The sequence below is a fragment of the Avibacterium avium genome, from assembly GCF_900454535.1.
Taxonomy (GTDB): Bacteria; Pseudomonadota; Gammaproteobacteria; order Enterobacterales; family Pasteurellaceae; genus Avibacterium; species Avibacterium avium.
This window is the reverse complement of sequence record NZ_UGSP01000001.1, coordinates 172,947-188,135: the sequence shown is the minus strand read 5'-3', so window position 1 is coordinate 188,135 and position 15,189 is coordinate 172,947. Positions and strand designations below refer to the sequence as shown.

14 protein-coding genes are annotated in these 15,189 nt (G+C 37.1%); 12 read left to right on the top strand and 2 right to left on the bottom strand.

What is annotated here, in order from left to right:
* Positions 1-222 (bottom strand): YejL family protein, encoded by a 222-nt coding sequence (locus DYC50_RS00960; RefSeq protein WP_103853599.1) that lies wholly within the window; start codon positions 220-222, stop codon positions 1-3.
* Positions 223-340: 118 nt separating this feature from the next.
* Here DYC50_RS00960 and yejK point away from each other — a divergent pair, with 118 nt between their 5' ends.
* From yejK to DYC50_RS00925, 7 genes are all read left to right on the top strand, one after another.
* Positions 341-1,357, top strand: coding sequence for a nucleoid-associated protein YejK (gene yejK, locus DYC50_RS00955; RefSeq protein ID WP_115248644.1), 1,017 nt, complete (start codon positions 341-343; stop codon positions 1,355-1,357).
* Between the two features lie 64 nt (positions 1,358-1,421).
* Positions 1,422-1,832, top strand: coding sequence for an outer membrane protein assembly factor BamE (bamE, locus tag DYC50_RS00950; RefSeq protein WP_115248643.1), 411 nt, complete (start codon positions 1,422-1,424; stop codon positions 1,830-1,832).
* A 50-nt stretch (positions 1,833-1,882) separates the two neighbouring features.
* Positions 1,883-2,590 (top strand): response regulator, encoded by a 708-nt coding sequence (locus DYC50_RS00945; protein ID WP_115248642.1) that lies wholly within the window; start codon positions 1,883-1,885, stop codon positions 2,588-2,590.
* A 14-nt stretch (positions 2,591-2,604) separates the two neighbouring features.
* Positions 2,605-4,005, top strand: coding sequence for an envelope stress sensor histidine kinase CpxA (cpxA, locus tag DYC50_RS00940; protein ID WP_115248641.1), 1,401 nt, complete (start codon positions 2,605-2,607; stop codon positions 4,003-4,005).
* A 296-nt stretch (positions 4,006-4,301) separates the two neighbouring features.
* On the top strand, positions 4,302-4,793 hold the full coding sequence (gene rplJ / locus DYC50_RS00935) for a 50S ribosomal protein L10 (protein ID WP_103854415.1): 492 nt from the start codon (positions 4,302-4,304) through the stop codon (positions 4,791-4,793).
* Between the two features lie 51 nt (positions 4,794-4,844).
* On the top strand, positions 4,845-5,216 hold the full coding sequence (gene rplL, locus DYC50_RS00930; protein ID WP_103854416.1) for a 50S ribosomal protein L7/L12: 372 nt from the start codon (positions 4,845-4,847) through the stop codon (positions 5,214-5,216).
* Positions 5,217-5,475: 259 nt separating this feature from the next.
* Complete coding sequence (locus DYC50_RS00925) at positions 5,476-6,303, top strand: MurR/RpiR family transcriptional regulator (RefSeq protein WP_172459056.1); 828 nt, start codon at positions 5,476-5,478, stop codon at positions 6,301-6,303.
* A gap of 59 nt (positions 6,304-6,362) precedes the next feature.
* Here DYC50_RS00925 and DYC50_RS00920 read toward each other — a convergent pair whose 3' ends face one another.
* Positions 6,363-8,267, bottom strand: coding sequence for a bifunctional 5-dehydro-2-deoxygluconokinase/5-dehydro-2-deoxyphosphogluconate aldolase (locus DYC50_RS00920; protein WP_115248640.1), 1,905 nt, complete (start codon positions 8,265-8,267; stop codon positions 6,363-6,365).
* A gap of 320 nt (positions 8,268-8,587) precedes the next feature.
* Here DYC50_RS00920 and iolD point away from each other — a divergent pair, with 320 nt between their 5' ends.
* From iolD to DYC50_RS00895, 5 genes are all read left to right on the top strand, one after another.
* Entirely contained in the window at positions 8,588-10,522 is a 1,935-nt protein-coding gene (gene iolD, locus DYC50_RS00915; protein WP_115248639.1) for a 3D-(3,5/4)-trihydroxycyclohexane-1,2-dione acylhydrolase (decyclizing), read from the top strand.
* Positions 10,523-10,554: 32 nt separating this feature from the next.
* Entirely contained in the window at positions 10,555-11,451 is an 897-nt protein-coding gene (gene iolE / locus DYC50_RS00910; protein ID WP_115248638.1) for a myo-inosose-2 dehydratase, read from the top strand.
* Positions 11,452-11,466: 15 nt separating this feature from the next.
* Positions 11,467-12,477, top strand: coding sequence for an inositol 2-dehydrogenase (gene iolG / locus DYC50_RS00905; RefSeq protein ID WP_115248637.1), 1,011 nt, complete (start codon positions 11,467-11,469; stop codon positions 12,475-12,477).
* A gap of 218 nt (positions 12,478-12,695) precedes the next feature.
* The gene (locus tag DYC50_RS00900) at positions 12,696-13,838 is read left to right on the top strand and encodes a Gfo/Idh/MocA family protein (protein WP_115248636.1); all 1,143 of its coding nucleotides are present in this window, start codon (positions 12,696-12,698) and stop codon (positions 13,836-13,838) included.
* A gap of 391 nt (positions 13,839-14,229) precedes the next feature.
* Positions 14,230-15,168, top strand: a complete 939-nt coding sequence (locus DYC50_RS00895; protein ID WP_115248635.1) for a substrate-binding domain-containing protein — start codon at positions 14,230-14,232, stop codon at positions 15,166-15,168.
* The last annotated feature ends 21 nt before the right edge of the window (positions 15,169-15,189 follow it).

Here is a 15,189-nt window from a genome sequence, read left to right as displayed (position 1 = left end):
TTATTGTTTCTCTTTCAAAGAATTCATTAACGCATCAGAAAAGGCCTGAGCAAGGGCGATACGTTGCTGTTGGCCCATATTATTTTTGAGGACATTGGTAACCATATTGCCCAACACCACTAAAGATAAATCCACCGGCGTTTGATGTTTTTCAAACACGGCAATGAGTTCATTTAATAAGGTATCGACTTGTTTATCTTGAAATTTTGATTGTTTCGCCATAATGAATATTGTTGTTAAATTTGCAGGCTGAGAATAATTTTGCGTATGCTAGCATATTTTCGCCTAAAGTGCGGTTATAATATCGCACAAATTTGTTTTTATAAATATGGATTAAAAAATGAGTATTACGGTTAAGCAAATTGTGTTACACCAATTGGTCAAACACCAGCAAGAAGAGGCTATTCAACTTGATGTGCAGCTGCGCAATGAGCTGTTGCCCATTAGCCCTGAAGTCGAACAAATGATGTTGCATCTCCACCAAGGTTATCAAAATAAAGCCAAAGCCTATGGCGTGTTTGAGGAGGCGTCAGAGTTTGCGCAAAATCTTAACCGTTTTCTCGAAAATGAATTAGATTTCCTGCCGTTTAGCCACCAATCGGCGCAAAAACTCGCCCAAGAGTTAGGTAAATATAGCTTTGCTGATAGCGGAACATTCGTGCTGTGCCAATATAATTTTTTAGCCACTGATTATTTATTTATCGCCTTGCTTGATAGCCGAGCCAGTATGTTGGTGGACGAAAATTTAGAAATTCATCGTACGCAATATTTGGATCTTACCCAATTTGATATTGCCGCACGCATTAACCTGACCGACTTGCAAGTGGACGCCAATTCAAACCGCTATCTTACCTTTATTAAAGGAAAAGTGGGGCGTAAAATTGCCGACTTTTTTATGGATTTTCTACAAGCCGAAGAGGGCTTAAATCCACAGGTTCAAAACCAATGTTTATTGCAAGCGGTGAGTGATTATTGCGAACAAGGCGAATTAAACAATGAGCAATCGCAAGCAGTGAAAAAGCAAGTGTTTGAATATTGCAAAGGACAAATGAGCGCAGGGGAAGAAATTGAATTGCGGGAACTTTCCGATAGCTTGCCCACTCTAAACGAGCAGTCTTTTGCAGATTTTACCCAAACGCAAGATTATGGCTTGGAAGAACATATTCCGCCAGTGCGTTCAGCGTTGAAAGGCTTAACCAAGTTTTCAGGCTCTGGAAAAGGGGTCACCATCAGTTTTGATGCGGAGCTAATTAACCAACGTGTTATTTGGGACGAAATGGGTGACACGCTCACGATTAAAGGTTTGCCACCAAATTTGCGCGATCAATTACAACGTTGGTTAAAAGACAAGAATTAATTTGGCAATTTGCTTAAGTTTAGGTATCATCACCCCGATTTTAGAGAATATAAAGGTAACCAATATGCAGTTAAAAACTCTTATTACAGCAGCAATGTTAGCATTAAGCGTAACGGCTTGTTCAACCGTAAGCAAAGTGGTGTATCGTATTGATGTTCCGCAGGGTAACTATCTTGAGGCTGCCACTGTGGATCAAGTAAAAGTGGGAATGAATAAGCAACAAGTGCAATATTTATTAGGCACGCCTGTACTTGTTGATCCGTTTAGTAACGATACTTGGTACTATGTATTCTTAATTCAAAAAGCGTATCAAACACCAGATCAACATACCTTTGTGGTGAATTTTGATAATCGTGGCATCGTTACCCATACAGATTTAGATAAACCATTGCCAGATTCAGGTAAAAAAGAAGTCAATAATGCCATTATTAATGCTGAACCTGTAGAAAAACGCTGGTGGCAGTTCTGGAAATAATTATCTGAACTGGTTTAACCATTTTCTTTTTTCTTTTGTAAGGCTTGGGTATGGCGAAACTATTATTAGTTGATGATGACGTTGAATTGCTTGAACTATTGGCTGAACTTCTTCGCATCGAAGGCTTTGAAGTAGAAACCGCTGTCAATGGTAAGGCGTGTTTAGAGAAACTCGATGCGAGTTATCAATTAGTTTTATTAGACGTAATGATGCCCGTACTAAACGGCATTGAAACGTTAAAGAAAATTCGTCAAAACTATACCACACCCGTGATGATGCTGACAGCGCGCGGTGATGAGATTGATCGCGTTTTAGGGCTAGAATTAGGTGCAGATGATTATTTGCCTAAGCCCTTTAACGATCGAGAATTAGTCGCGCGTATTAAAGCCATTTTGCGCCGAACAGAATCTCATTATCCGCTCAATGAAGAAAATGGGAAAAAAGAGCAGACTCCATTCCTTGAGTTTGAGGGCTTGGTGTTATACCCAAAACGTCAGCAAGCTATGTATCAAGATAAGGATTTAGAACTCACAGGCACAGAGTTTGCTTTGTTACAAAGTTTGATGTCTAATCCAGGACAGATTTTATCGCGTGATCATTTAAGCTTGACCGTATTAGGCAAATCTTTGACGCCTTTTGATCGTTCCATTGATATGCATATGTCAAACTTACGCCGCAAACTCCCTGAACGACAAGATGATCTCCCTTGGTTCAAAACATTGCGTGGAAAAGGCTATTTCTTTGTGGGTAAAAAATAGTCGGATTTTCAGCAATGGAATTGAGTAAGCCAACCTTTCTTAACACGTTATCCATTCGGATTTTTGCCTTATTCTGGTTGGCTTTTGTTTTGCTTTTCGCCTTAATTTTTGTCCTGCCTTATTTTGATTCACGGATTTATTCAAATTTAGATAACAGCGAAATTTCCAGTTATAACGCTGAGATCAGCGCAGCGATTCGCACGAATCAGCTTAGGCATATTTTATCGGGATTGCCCGTAACTGCCTTTGATGATCTTGATGGTATGCACCCTGTTCTCGCAGACCAAGAAGGCAATATTTTTGGCGCAAGGAAAAAAACAGAAATTTCAGCGGTGCAACAATTTATGTATCACACCACAGTGGTATCTAAGCCACTGAAAAAAAATTTCTATGATTTACAAGTGGTTGGCCCTTTTACCGTTCATTTAGAATTAGATAAAAAAGACACGCAATACAAACTTTATTTCCTGAGTAGGGTAAATCCACAAAAAGAAATAATTTCCTATATTTTTGACCGCCCTTACATCATTATTTTATTTGTAATGATTATTTCCACGCCGCTATTATGGTGGTTATCAAGCAGTATTGGACGTCCACTGCGCCATTTACAAGAAGCTGCCAATGCAGTGGCGTTAGGGAACTTTAAAGTGGATCGCACCTTAGAAACGCAGGGCAGTTTGGAGTTACGCCAAGTAGGGCAAAGTTTTAATCGAATGACCATTGCCCTTGAAGATCTGTTATCAAATCAACAAACATTGTTGTCTTCCATTTCTCACGAGCTTCGTACCCCGCTTACGCGATTACAATTAGCCTTAGCATTGTTAAGGCGGCGAATTAACAATAATGCAGAAATTGAACGCATTGAAAAAGAAGCCATACGGCTAGACGAAATGATTAACGATTTATTGTTACTCTCGCGCCAACAACTTAATAGCCATATTTTGCGTGAAATTTTTCCGATCACAGAAATCTGGCAGGATATTATTAAAGATAGCCAGTTTGAAGCAGAACAGCGCCAATTAGCATTTAAGGTTCATCAATTAATTGTTCACCCCTCTAAACATTATATCAATGGAAACAAAGCATTACTTTGTAGTGCGGTGGAAAATATTCTCAGAAATGCGCTGAAATACACTAAATCAAAAATTGAAACCACTATTGTTATTGAAGCTGAAATGTTAGTGATTGCTATTGATGACGATGGCGATGGCATTCCCGATGAAGAATACACGAATATCTTCAAACCATTCTACCGCATTGATGAAGCAAGAACGCGAGAAACAGGCGGCACGGGTTTAGGCCTTGCGATTGTGGCCAATGTAGTGAATGAACATCAAGGCTATGTGATAGCTATGCGTAGTGAGCTAGGTGGCTTACGGGTCAAGCTTTCCTTGCCACTATGGATTTTTCAATAAATTGCACTAATTTTTGCTTTACTTCGATTAAATATTGCCTATAATATGCAACCTATTTTGTGCATTGCACAAATTATGATGGTGCTTACCAATCAAGCCCCGTCCAAGACCGTAGGCGAAATGATGCGAATCATTTCTTAATTTTAACGCCTGCGTAGATGGTGGACAGACAGAATTTTCTGCTTCTGGACACCTTAGCCTCAAAAAAGAAATTGCCTTGCAGTAAAAGTGCGGTGGATTTTTTGAGATTTTTTAGAAGTTCCGCTTAGGCGGAGTGTATCAGGAGCTAACAGCCAATGGCATTAAATCTTCAAGACAAACAAGCAATTGTTGCTGAAGTAAATGAAGCAGCCAAAGGTGCCCTATCAGCAGTTATCGCGGATTCTCGTGGTGTAACCGTTGATAAAATGACTGAATTACGTAAAGCAGCTCGTGAAGCTGGTGTTTCAATGCGTGTTGTGCGTAACACTTTATTACGCCGTGCAGTTGAAGGCACTGATTACGAATGCTTAAAAGATGCGTTTGTAGGTCCAACACTTATCGCATTCTCTACTGAACACCCAGGTGCAGCAGCACGTTTGTTCAAAGATTTTGCAAAAGCAAATGATAAGTTTGAAATTAAAGGTGCAGCCTTTGAAGGTAAGATCCAAGATGTTGAATTCTTAGCAACATTACCGACTTACGAAGAAGCAATTGCACGTTTAATGGGTACAATGAAAGAAGCTGCGGCAGGCAAACTTGTTCGCACTCTTGCAGCATTACGCGACAAATTACAAGAAGCAGCTTAATCCAAGCGTTTCTTACCAGGTTTAACTTATTTACTTTAGGAATTGATTGTTATGTCATTAACTAACGAACAAATTATTGAAGCGATCGCTTCTAAATCAGTAACTGAAATCGTAGAATTAATCTCTGCGATGGAAGAAAAATTCGGTGTTTCAGCAGCAGCGGCTGCAGTAGCAGTAGCAGCTGGCGGTGACGCTGGTGCAGCAGAAGAAAAAACTGAATTCGATGTAGTTCTTGCAGCAGCAGGCGCTAACAAAGTAGCAGTTATCAAAGCAGTACGTGGTGCAACTGGCTTAGGCTTAAAAGAAGCTAAAGACTTAGTTGAATCTGCTCCAGCAACCTTAAAAGAAGGTGTAGCGAAAGCTGAAGCTGAAGCACTTAAGAAAGAATTAGAAGAAGCTGGCGCACAAGTAGAAATCAAATAATTTTGATTTTTTCGCGACCAATTCTGGTTCTAAAAACCCCGATAGCGATATCGGGGTTTTTTGTATATGGGAAATGAGTTTTTAAAATAGATGACCATTTTAAAATTGCATTATATACAATTAAATTAAGTATTTGTTATAGAATATTTAAAGAAGATAGGTCATAGTTCTAATCTTTATTTTTATTGAATCAAAACGGCTTTTCAATTTTAGGTAATCTGATCTAGAATAGGTTACTTTTCTTTCGAGTTGCATAATTATGAATAAATCTATTAAAGTTGAGAAACTAGAGAATCAAATTAGAGAACGCTATGATAGTCTCAGTAAACGTTTAAAGCAGGTTGCTAGATATATTTTAGATAATCCGAATAGTATTGTCTTTGATACTGTTGCGATTATTGCTGAGCGTTCGGAGGTTCCGCCATCAACATTAATTCGCTTTGCTAATGTTTTTGGTTTTAGTGGCTTTAATGAGATGAAACAGGTTTTTAAAGAAAGTTTGATGGAATCCACGGTTGATTATCGTGAGAGAGCTGAGTTATTTCATAAGATTGATGATGATTCTCTCGAGAAAAATTGTCCAGAAAATATTTTGTCAATTTTTTCTCAGGCTAATGCCGTTGCATTGACGCAGTCTTTAAAATCTATTGATGGTCAGAAATTGAATGATACTGTGGATTTGCTTGATAAGGCGAATAATATTTTTATTATTGGATTAAAGCGATCTTATAGTGTTGCTTGTTACTTAAATTATGCGTTACATCATCTAAATTATCGTTCTTTTATTATTGATGGTTTAGGGGGAATGTTTGAGGAGCAGCTAAATGCTATTCAACCAGGTGATGTTGTTGTTGCGATAAGTTTTTCTCCTTATGCTAAAGAAACATTGAATATTCTTAATTCTGTTGCTCAAGATGGCGTTAAACAAATTGCTATTACTGATAGTCAATTAAGTCCATTAGTTAGTTTTAGTGATGTGTCTTTTATTATTAAAGAAGCGCACATTAATGGTTTCAGATCTCAATGCTGTACGATGAATTTGGTGCAGAGTTTAGCCATTTCTTTAGCATTTAAGCAGAAAACATAATAGAAAATGGCTAATAATTTAGCATTATTAGCCATTAGCGCAGTTAGATTAAGAAAATTTTATCCTCTATATTTTTTCCATAGATGTATCAAGTTACGATATTTTTCACTAACTTCATTTATTAGTTGCTGATCGTTGATCTCATTAGCAAGCCATTTTGCGGAAGGTTCTCCAAAGATAGTTCGACCAACAGCAAACCCTTTAATCATTGGGGAATTTGCAGCCTCGCTAAATGTGTTATCAAACACACTTTCAGGTGCATCTAATCCCAGTATCAAAATTCCGCGACAATGAGGATCTTCGCTTTCGATAATTGATGTTAGTTGTTCCCAGGTTGACGCACTTAAACCCGGTAGTTTCCACCAATCTGGTTTTATGCCTAATTGATATAAATGTTTGATTACATCAAGATAATAGCTTTCTTTTTGTTCCATTGAACTAGGTAGAATTATTTCTAGTAGTAATTCATGCCCAGTTCTACAGCAAGCTTGATATACTTCAGATAGAGTTTTATCTTGGCTAGCTTTCATTTTTTCATCATCATTAGGATGATAAAATGCTAGGCATTTTACAATATGCTCTTTTGGCCAAGAAATAAGTTGGCTTCCTAAATCTCCATATTCTAAACATAGTGGGCGAGAGGCTGGTTTTTCGATTGGACGACCGATCCACCATTTTTTACCAGTAATTTCATTTAATGCATCTTGACCATAAGTGGTATCAGCTAAGATACCAGCATTGCCATTAGTGATTCCTTCTTCTTTAGCAGTTTGCTCTGCAGCTTGTAATAATAATTTTTTTAATTTTGGAATTTGTTCTAAATTTGCACCGCACTTTTTAGCCATTTCCTCAAGCTGCAATCGATGATCAAAAGCAAAAATACAAATATTATTCCATTCTTGTTTTCGTGTAGTTACACGATGTAAATGGTTTAAGGTTTCATCAAGATCAGGACGAGGAACATTTTCTGCTCGGGATAGGTAATCATCTAACTCCGCTTTAGTTGGCATTGCAGGTGCGCAGCCGTGGCGAGACACTACTAAGGCACCACAAGCATTAGCATAACGACAAGCTTGCTCCCACCCCTCTTCGTTAACATAACCTCTTAATAACCCAGACATAAACGCATCTCCTGCGCCAAGGACATTTAGAACTGCTACACGCACGCCATAGACATTTAATCCACCATCAATATTATCTGGAATTTCTCCCTCAAAAACAGAACAACCTAATGCTCCTCTTTTGCATACCAAGGTTGCTTGACTATATTGTCGTACATTTTTTAATGCGGTAAGTGTATCGGTTGAACCACCTGCAATATGAAATTCTTCCTCAGTTCCAACTAGCACATCAAAATGGTGTAGCACTTCTTGCAATGAGCGTGTTACTGCTTCAGAGTCAATATAGCGGGTTTCACCGTCCCCTAATGAAGTCAGGCCCCATAAAACTGGTCGATAATCAATATCTAATAGACGCTTTGTGCCATTTCGACCAGCATATTCTAGGGCAGTTAAAACCGCGTGACGAGTTTTAGGGTGAGAAAGATGTGTCCCGGTGATCGCTAATGCTTTAGCTGAAGCAATGTATTTTTCATCAAAATCATCAGCAGTAATTGCCATATCTGCACAATTATCACGATAAAAAATGAGAGGGAATGTTTCACTATCTTTTATGCCCAAGATAACAAGTGCAGTGAGACGCTCTTTATCTGTAATTAAATGACTGGTGTCCACTCCAACGCTTTGTAGTTCCTCACGTAGAAAACGTCCCATATGTTCATCACCAACTCTAGCAAGCATTGATGATTTTAGTCCTTGAATTGCTGTGCCATAGGCCACGTTACCTGATGAGCCACCTAAATATTTAGCAAAACTGCTTGCATCTTCTAGTCGTGAACCTATTTGTTGCGCATAGAGATCTACTGCAACTCGTCCCAAACAAATCACATCCAATGTTTTAGACATCTTATGCCTCCTGAAATCAGTAATGTTAAGTCTAAATGAAAAAAGAGATTTGATAATTTTATTTTAGAACAAAAATTTCATTTTTGAATTGCTAATATACTTTTTTGAGATCTAGATCTCAAAATTTCATCTTTTCTATGTATGTGTAAGTCTTTTTTCTAGTAAAGTGCGGTTGGTTTTTGTTAATTTTTTTTAAAAATGTTGATCTAGCTCTCAAAAATGAAATTTATATTTCATATTTTGTTTTGTTGAAAAAGTTTTTGAGTAGAATAAATAAAAATATTTTCTTAGCGGTTTTTAGTTTGCAAAGGAGAGTAAGAATGAAGGTACAGCGTTTAACCGTGGCTCAGGCTTTAGTAAAGTTTCTTGATAATCAATATGTTGAAGTAGATGGAAATGTAACTAAATTTGTCAAGGGAGTGTTCGGTATATTTGGACACGGAAATGTACTTGGATTAGGGCAGGCTTTGGAGCAGGACAGTGGGGAGTTGGTCGTACATCAAGGGCGTAACGAACAGGGCATGGCGCATATTGCTACGGGTTTTGCTAAACAAATGTTGAGAAAGCAAATTTATGCTTGCACTTCTTCAGTTGGTCCAGGTGCAGCTAATATGCTCACTGCAGCTGCGACTGCCACAGCAAATCGTATTCCATTATTATTGTTGCCTGGGGACGTATTTGCAACGAGACAACCAGACCCTGTATTACAGCAAATAGAGCAACCTTATGATTTAAGTATTAGTACAAATGATGCTTTTAGAGCGGTAAGTAAATATTGGGATAGAATTAGTCGACCAGAACAATTAATGAGCGCTTGTATTAATGCGATGAGAGTGTTAACTGATCCAGCTGAAACTGGCGCTGTGACCTTGGCATTACCGCAAGATGTACAAGCTGAAGCCTATGATTATCCAGAAAGTTTTTTTACTAAACGAATTCATCGAATCGAAAGAACACCTGCCACAGAAGATATGTTGCAACAAGCTGTAATGTTGATTAAATCTAAGAAAAAACCTCTAATTATTTGTGGCGGAGGTGTTCGCTATTCAGAAGCTGCACAGGAATTAAAGGTATTTGCCGAAACTTATAATATTCCATTTGCTGAAACTCAAGCAGGGAAAAGTGCAATTATTTCAGACCATCCTTTAAATGTTGGAGGCGTTGGTGAAACAGGGTGTCTAGCGGCTAATTTATTAGCGAAAGAAGCAGATTTAATTATTGGTATTGGGACAAGATATACTGATTTTACAACCTCATCTAAATGGATTTTCCAAAATCAAGATGTCAGCTTTTTGAATATTAATGTCTCACGGTTTGATGCATATAAGTTAGATGGCGTACAAGTTACAGCGGATGCGAAAAAAGCATTGCAACAATTACAGCCACTTCTATCAGGTTATCAAAATAGTTGGGGGGATAAAATTGCATTAAGCAAACAGAAAATGATGCAAGAATTGCAACGAGTCACGCAGGTTACTTATACAGAGAATTTTACCCCTGAAGTTGATGATGCTTTACCAAATAGACAAAGCATTTTTAATGAATTTATTAATATAACAGGATCTTGTTTAACTCAAAGTAGAGTGCTAGGGATCTTGAATCAACAATTCGGTGAAAATGATGTTATCGTTGCTGCTGCAGGAAGTTTGCCAGGAGATTTACAACGAATTTGGCAATCAAAAGGTGAAAACAGCTACCATTTAGAATATGGCTATTCTTGTATGGGATATGAGATTGCGGCATCTCTTGGAGTCAAGCTTGCGGAACCTGAGAAAGAGGTTTATACCTTATTAGGAGATGGTTCTTATTTAATGCTACATACTGAATTGGTTACAGCTATTCAAGAGAATAGAAAAATTAATGTTGTGTTATTTGATAATATGACCAATGGCTGTATTAATAATCTACAAGTAGGTAATGGAATGGATAGTTTTTGTACGGAATTCCGTTTCCGAAATCCTAAGAGTCAAAAATTAGATGGTGATTTTATTCCGATTGATTTTGCTATGAATGCTGCATCTTTTGGTTGTAAAACGTACACGGTTCGTAGTGAGGAGGAACTCGTAGCAGCTTTAGCTGATGCTAAAAAACAGACTATCTCAACACTTATTGATATTAAAGTATTGCCAAAAACAATGGTTCATGGTTATGGAAGTTGGTGGCATGTCGGAGTTGCTGAAGTCTCAACGAAAGAGCGAGTTAAGCAAGCTTATGAAAAAGCTCAACTAAATATTAAACAGGCAAGACGTTATTAATTTAAACTTACACTTCCTAAAAGGGGAAACAAATGAAAGCAGAAAATATAAAACTTGGAATTGCACCTATTGGTTGGACAAATGATGATCTACCTGAATTAGGTAAAGAGAATACATTTGAACAATGTATCAGTGAGATGGCTCTGGCAGGTTATCAAGGTTGCGAAGTGGGAAATAAATATCCTCGTGATATTGCGGTGCTAAAACATAAGTTAGATGCGAGAGGAATTCAGATTTGCAATGCTTGGTTTAGTACTTTTTTCGTTGATGGAAAAAAAGAAGAAACTATTCGAGAGTTTATTAAACATCGTGATTTTTTACATGCGATGGGAGCGAAAGTCATAGGATGTTCTGAGCAAAGTCGTAGTATCCAAGGTTTAGAAAAATCTATTTTTAAGGAAAAAACGATATTTAGTGATTCTGAATGGAAATTGTTGGCTGAAGGTTATAATGAGTTAGCTCGTTTAGCTGCTGAGAAGGGCATGAAAGTATGTTTGCATCATCATATGGGAACAGGTATTCAGACACCTGAAGAAATTGATAAATATATGAATATAACAAATGATGATGTATATCTTTTATTCGATTCGGGGCATCTTTATTATTCGGAAGGTTCTCAACAGGCAATGCTTGATGTACTAGGCAAATATATTGATCGTATTGTGCACGTTCATTTAAAAGATGTTCGTGATGACGTTGTCGAAGATGTGAGAAAGAATGATCTGAGTTTCTTAGAGGGCGTAAAAAAAGGCACGTTTACCGTTCCTGGTGATGGTGTGATAGATTTTAGACCTATTTTTGAAATTTTAGATAAACATAATTATAAAGGCTGGATGGTTGTAGAAGCAGAGCAAGATCCTTCGGTTGCTAATCCCTTTGAATATGCCGTGAAAGGTCGTCAATATATCAAACAAGTTGCTGGTATTTAATAATGAGGAGACATTATGATTAAAGTAGGTATTATTGGTGCGGGTCGTATTGGGCGAGTGCATTCAGAAAGTATTAGCAAATATGTAAAAGGTGCTGAAATTAAAGCTATTTCAGATATTAGAGTTACGGATGAATTAATCACATGGGCAGATAATATGGGCATTCCAAATGTCTATGATGATTATTCTAAGATCCTTAACGATCCTGAGATTGACGCTGTTTTAGTTTGTTCTTCTACTGATACGCATGCTCCTATTTCTATTGAGGCGGCACGAGCAGGTAAACATATTTTCTGCGAAAAACCAGTTGATCCTAACAAAGATAAAATTCGTGAAGTATTAGCTGAAGTGGAAAAAGCAGGAGTTAAATTCCAAGTGGGTTTCAATCGCCGATTTGATCATAATTTTAAAGCAATTCGCGATCGTGTTGTGGCTGGTGATATTGGTGAGCCACATCTTATCCGTGTAACTTCTCGCGATCCTGATGCGCCACCGATTGAATATGTCAAAGTTTCTGGCGGTTTATTTTTTGATATGACCATTCATGATTTCGATATGATTCGTTATCTTTCTGGTAGTGAAGTCGTTGAAGTGTATGCCGCAGGAGGCGTTTTGGTGAATCCAGAAATTGGTAAGGCCGGAGACATTGATACTGCGGTAATTACATTAAAACTTGCAAATGGTGCGATTGGTGTTATCGATAATAGCCGTAAAGCAGTTTATGGATATGATCAGAGGGCGGAAGTTTTTGGTTCAAAAGGTGCGGTTCAAACAAGTAATGACACAGATTCAACCGCTGTTTACTCTTGTGAGTTAGGTGTAATATCTGAGAAACCAAAATACTTTTTCTTAGAGCGATATATGCAATCTTTTGCAGAAGAAATTAGATCTTTTGTTGAGGCTATTGTTCATGATAAACCAACTTTGGTTAATGGTAATGATGGGTTGCAGCCTGTATTAATTGCATTGGCGGCCAAAAAATCTCTAGAAGAAGGACGTCCTGTTAAAATAACTGAAGTATCTTAATTTCACCTATATTTTTCGTGTATAAGGATAAATAAGGCATCATATTTTTTATGATGCCTTTTCTGTTTTTATGGGTAAATACGGTATTTTTCTGCAAAACGCAACACAGATCACATTTTTGAAATAAAAAATTCATTTTTTATTTATTTGATTGAAAAGTTCTCTTTTAGGGGGTATGTTTTCAAGAGATTAATATTGTTGATTTTTAGGAGTCTAAGATGGATAAAGTACGAATTGGTTTAGTTGGTACCGGATACATAGGGCGTTGTCATGCAATTGCTTATGCGCAATTACCTACGGTTTTTAATTTACAAGATAAAATTGAACTTGAATATTTGGCTGAAGTAAATTCAGAATTGGCCGATAAAAGAGCTAAAGAGTTTGGCTTTCGGCGTTCAACTGGGGATTGGAGAAGTTTAGTATCTGATCCTAGCGTAGATGTTGTTGATATTTGTACTCCAAACTTTTTACATAAAGACATTGCTCTGGAAGCGATTAAACATGGAAAAATAGTGTACTCTGAAAAACCTTTAGCTTTAACAGCATCGGAAGCTGAAGAGATGTATTTAGCAGCTAAAAAGGCAGGGGTTAAGACATTAATGGGATTTAATTACGCTAAAAATCCAACTAGCCAATTAGCGAGAGAGATCATTGCTAACGGTGAAATTGGTGAAGTGATCCATTTCTATGGTACTCACAATGAGGATTATTTAGCAAACCCAAGTACTCCTATAGATTGGCATTGCTATAAGCATTTGGCTGGGTTAGGAGCGCTAGGCGATTTAGGGGCGCATATAGTTCATATGGCTGAATATCTATTAGGTTCTGAAATTGAAAAAGTTTGTGGAGATATGCAGACAGTCATCTCACAACGTCCAGATCCTAAAGATAATAATTTGTTGCGTCGTGTTGAAAACGAGGATCAGGCTAGCGCACTAGTTAGATTTAAAAATGGCGCAATGGGAACGTTGGAAACATCGCGCATTGCTTGTGGGCGTAAAATGGGTTTAACCTATGTAGTTACTGGAACAAAAGGTACGCTTAGCTTTACACAGGAAAGAATGGCTGAATTAAAATTATATTTACATAATGATGCTTCTAATCGTCAAGGCTTTAAGACTTTACTTACTGGACCAGAGCATCCCGATTATGAAGCATTTTGTATAAGTTCAGGTCATGGGATTGGATTCAATGATCAGAAAGCAGTAGAAATTAGGGATTTAATCGAAGGTGTACTAAATAATAAATTAATCAGTCCTGATTTTTATGTTGGTTATCATATTTCTTGTGTGTTAGAGTCTATTGCTAAATCTGCTATTGAAAGATCTTGGATTGATGTTTCAGAGCTTCAAAAGGCTTAGGATTTCACATAATTTAAATCACATTTCTGTACTGGGAAGTTACTTTTCTTTGGTAACTTCTCTTTTCTAATTTCCTTATCTTTAGCCTTCAGCACGTTCCTCTTTATTTTTCACAATGTAATAAATATCTTTTTGATTTGAATAAAAAAATCGTTTGTTTTCAAATGTTTTTGTAAGAAATCAAAAAAATAGATAAAAATATTACCGCACTTATAAAAAATGAGACATATTTCACAAATTATTAACTTGGTATTTGTAAAAGTATTGATCCAATGATATACATAAACTGAATCATTTGTTTCAAGTGGTTTTTTGTTTGGAATTTATATTCTTCTATCTTGGGATATAGTTGTTTCCATAGTGATTAACTCAACTTAAAAAGGCTAATCGTATGAAAAAGACATTACTAACCTTATTATGTAGTAGCTTGTTATTAACCTCTCAGATCGCTTCTGCAAAAACTTATGTAATTGGTGCTCCAATGAATTCTTTTGCTGATAAATGGCAAACATATCTTCAGGATGCTATTCGTGAGTTTGACAAGCAACACGATGATGTTGAATTTAAACTTTCCGATGCAAATGCTGATTCCGCACGTCAATTAAATGATGTAGAAACATTTATCGACCAAAATGTTGATGCACTTTTAGTTGTGCCAAATGATCCTAATATTGTAAAAGCAATTGGAAGAAAAGCTAAAAAAGCAGGGATCCCATTGATTATTGTTAATCGTCGTCCAAATGATGATGATTTAGATAAATATGTAACTAGTTTTGTTGGTTCTGATGAAATCGAAGGAGGAAGAATTCAAGGAAATTATGTTGTTAATACATTAGATGGTAAGAAAGGGGAGGCATTAATTTTATTAGGCCCTTTAGGCCAAGATGCAGTGACAAAGCGTACTCAAGGTAATAAAGATATTTTGAGCGCGCATAAAAACATCAGTATTGTCGCAGAGCAAGAAGGTAAATGGGAACGAGATAGAGGTCTTGCTATTGCAGAAAATGTACTTGCGGGCCAAAACTCAATTAATGTTGTTGTAAGCAATAATGATGAGATGGCTATTGGTGCAATATTGGCTTCACGTAAGCTTGGTATTAAAGATGAAGACATTATTATCGTTGGTCTTGATGCTACACCAGATGCATTAGAATATTTGGGTAAAGGACTAGATGCAACAGTATTCCAATCTGCGAAAGGACAAGGGTATGCTGGTGCTGAAATTGCTTATCTTGCCGCCAAGGGAGAAAAAGTTGATAAGATCAAATGGGTACCATTTGAATTAGTTACGCCAGATAAAAAAGAAGAATATCAAGCAAAATATAAATAATATTTTGGGGAAGGGATTCTC

Bases quoted from the DNA above. Each gene is read 5' to 3' on its own strand.
- DYC50_RS00960 (WP_103853599.1), bottom strand. From the start codon at position 222: ATGGCGAAACAATCAAAATTTCAAGATAAACAAGTCGATACCTTATTA.
- yejK (WP_115248644.1), top strand. From the start codon at position 341: ATGAGTATTACGGTTAAGCAAATTGTGTTACACCAATTGGTCAAACAC.
- bamE (WP_115248643.1), top strand. From the start codon at position 1,422: ATGCAGTTAAAAACTCTTATTACAGCAGCAATGTTAGCATTAAGCGTA.
- DYC50_RS00945 (WP_115248642.1), top strand. From the start codon at position 1,883: ATGGCGAAACTATTATTAGTTGATGATGACGTTGAATTGCTTGAACTA.
- cpxA (WP_115248641.1), top strand. From the start codon at position 2,605: ATGGAATTGAGTAAGCCAACCTTTCTTAACACGTTATCCATTCGGATT.
- rplJ (WP_103854415.1), top strand. From the start codon at position 4,302: ATGGCATTAAATCTTCAAGACAAACAAGCAATTGTTGCTGAAGTAAAT.
- rplL (WP_103854416.1), top strand. From the start codon at position 4,845: ATGTCATTAACTAACGAACAAATTATTGAAGCGATCGCTTCTAAATCA.
- DYC50_RS00925 (WP_172459056.1), top strand. From the start codon at position 5,476: ATGAATAAATCTATTAAAGTTGAGAAACTAGAGAATCAAATTAGAGAA.
- DYC50_RS00920 (WP_115248640.1), bottom strand. From the start codon at position 8,267: ATGTCTAAAACATTGGATGTGATTTGTTTGGGACGAGTTGCAGTAGAT.
- iolD (WP_115248639.1), top strand. From the start codon at position 8,588: ATGAAGGTACAGCGTTTAACCGTGGCTCAGGCTTTAGTAAAGTTTCTT.
- iolE (WP_115248638.1), top strand. From the start codon at position 10,555: ATGAAAGCAGAAAATATAAAACTTGGAATTGCACCTATTGGTTGGACA.
- iolG (WP_115248637.1), top strand. From the start codon at position 11,467: ATGATTAAAGTAGGTATTATTGGTGCGGGTCGTATTGGGCGAGTGCAT.
- DYC50_RS00900 (WP_115248636.1), top strand. From the start codon at position 12,696: ATGGATAAAGTACGAATTGGTTTAGTTGGTACCGGATACATAGGGCGT.
- DYC50_RS00895 (WP_115248635.1), top strand. From the start codon at position 14,230: ATGAAAAAGACATTACTAACCTTATTATGTAGTAGCTTGTTATTAACC.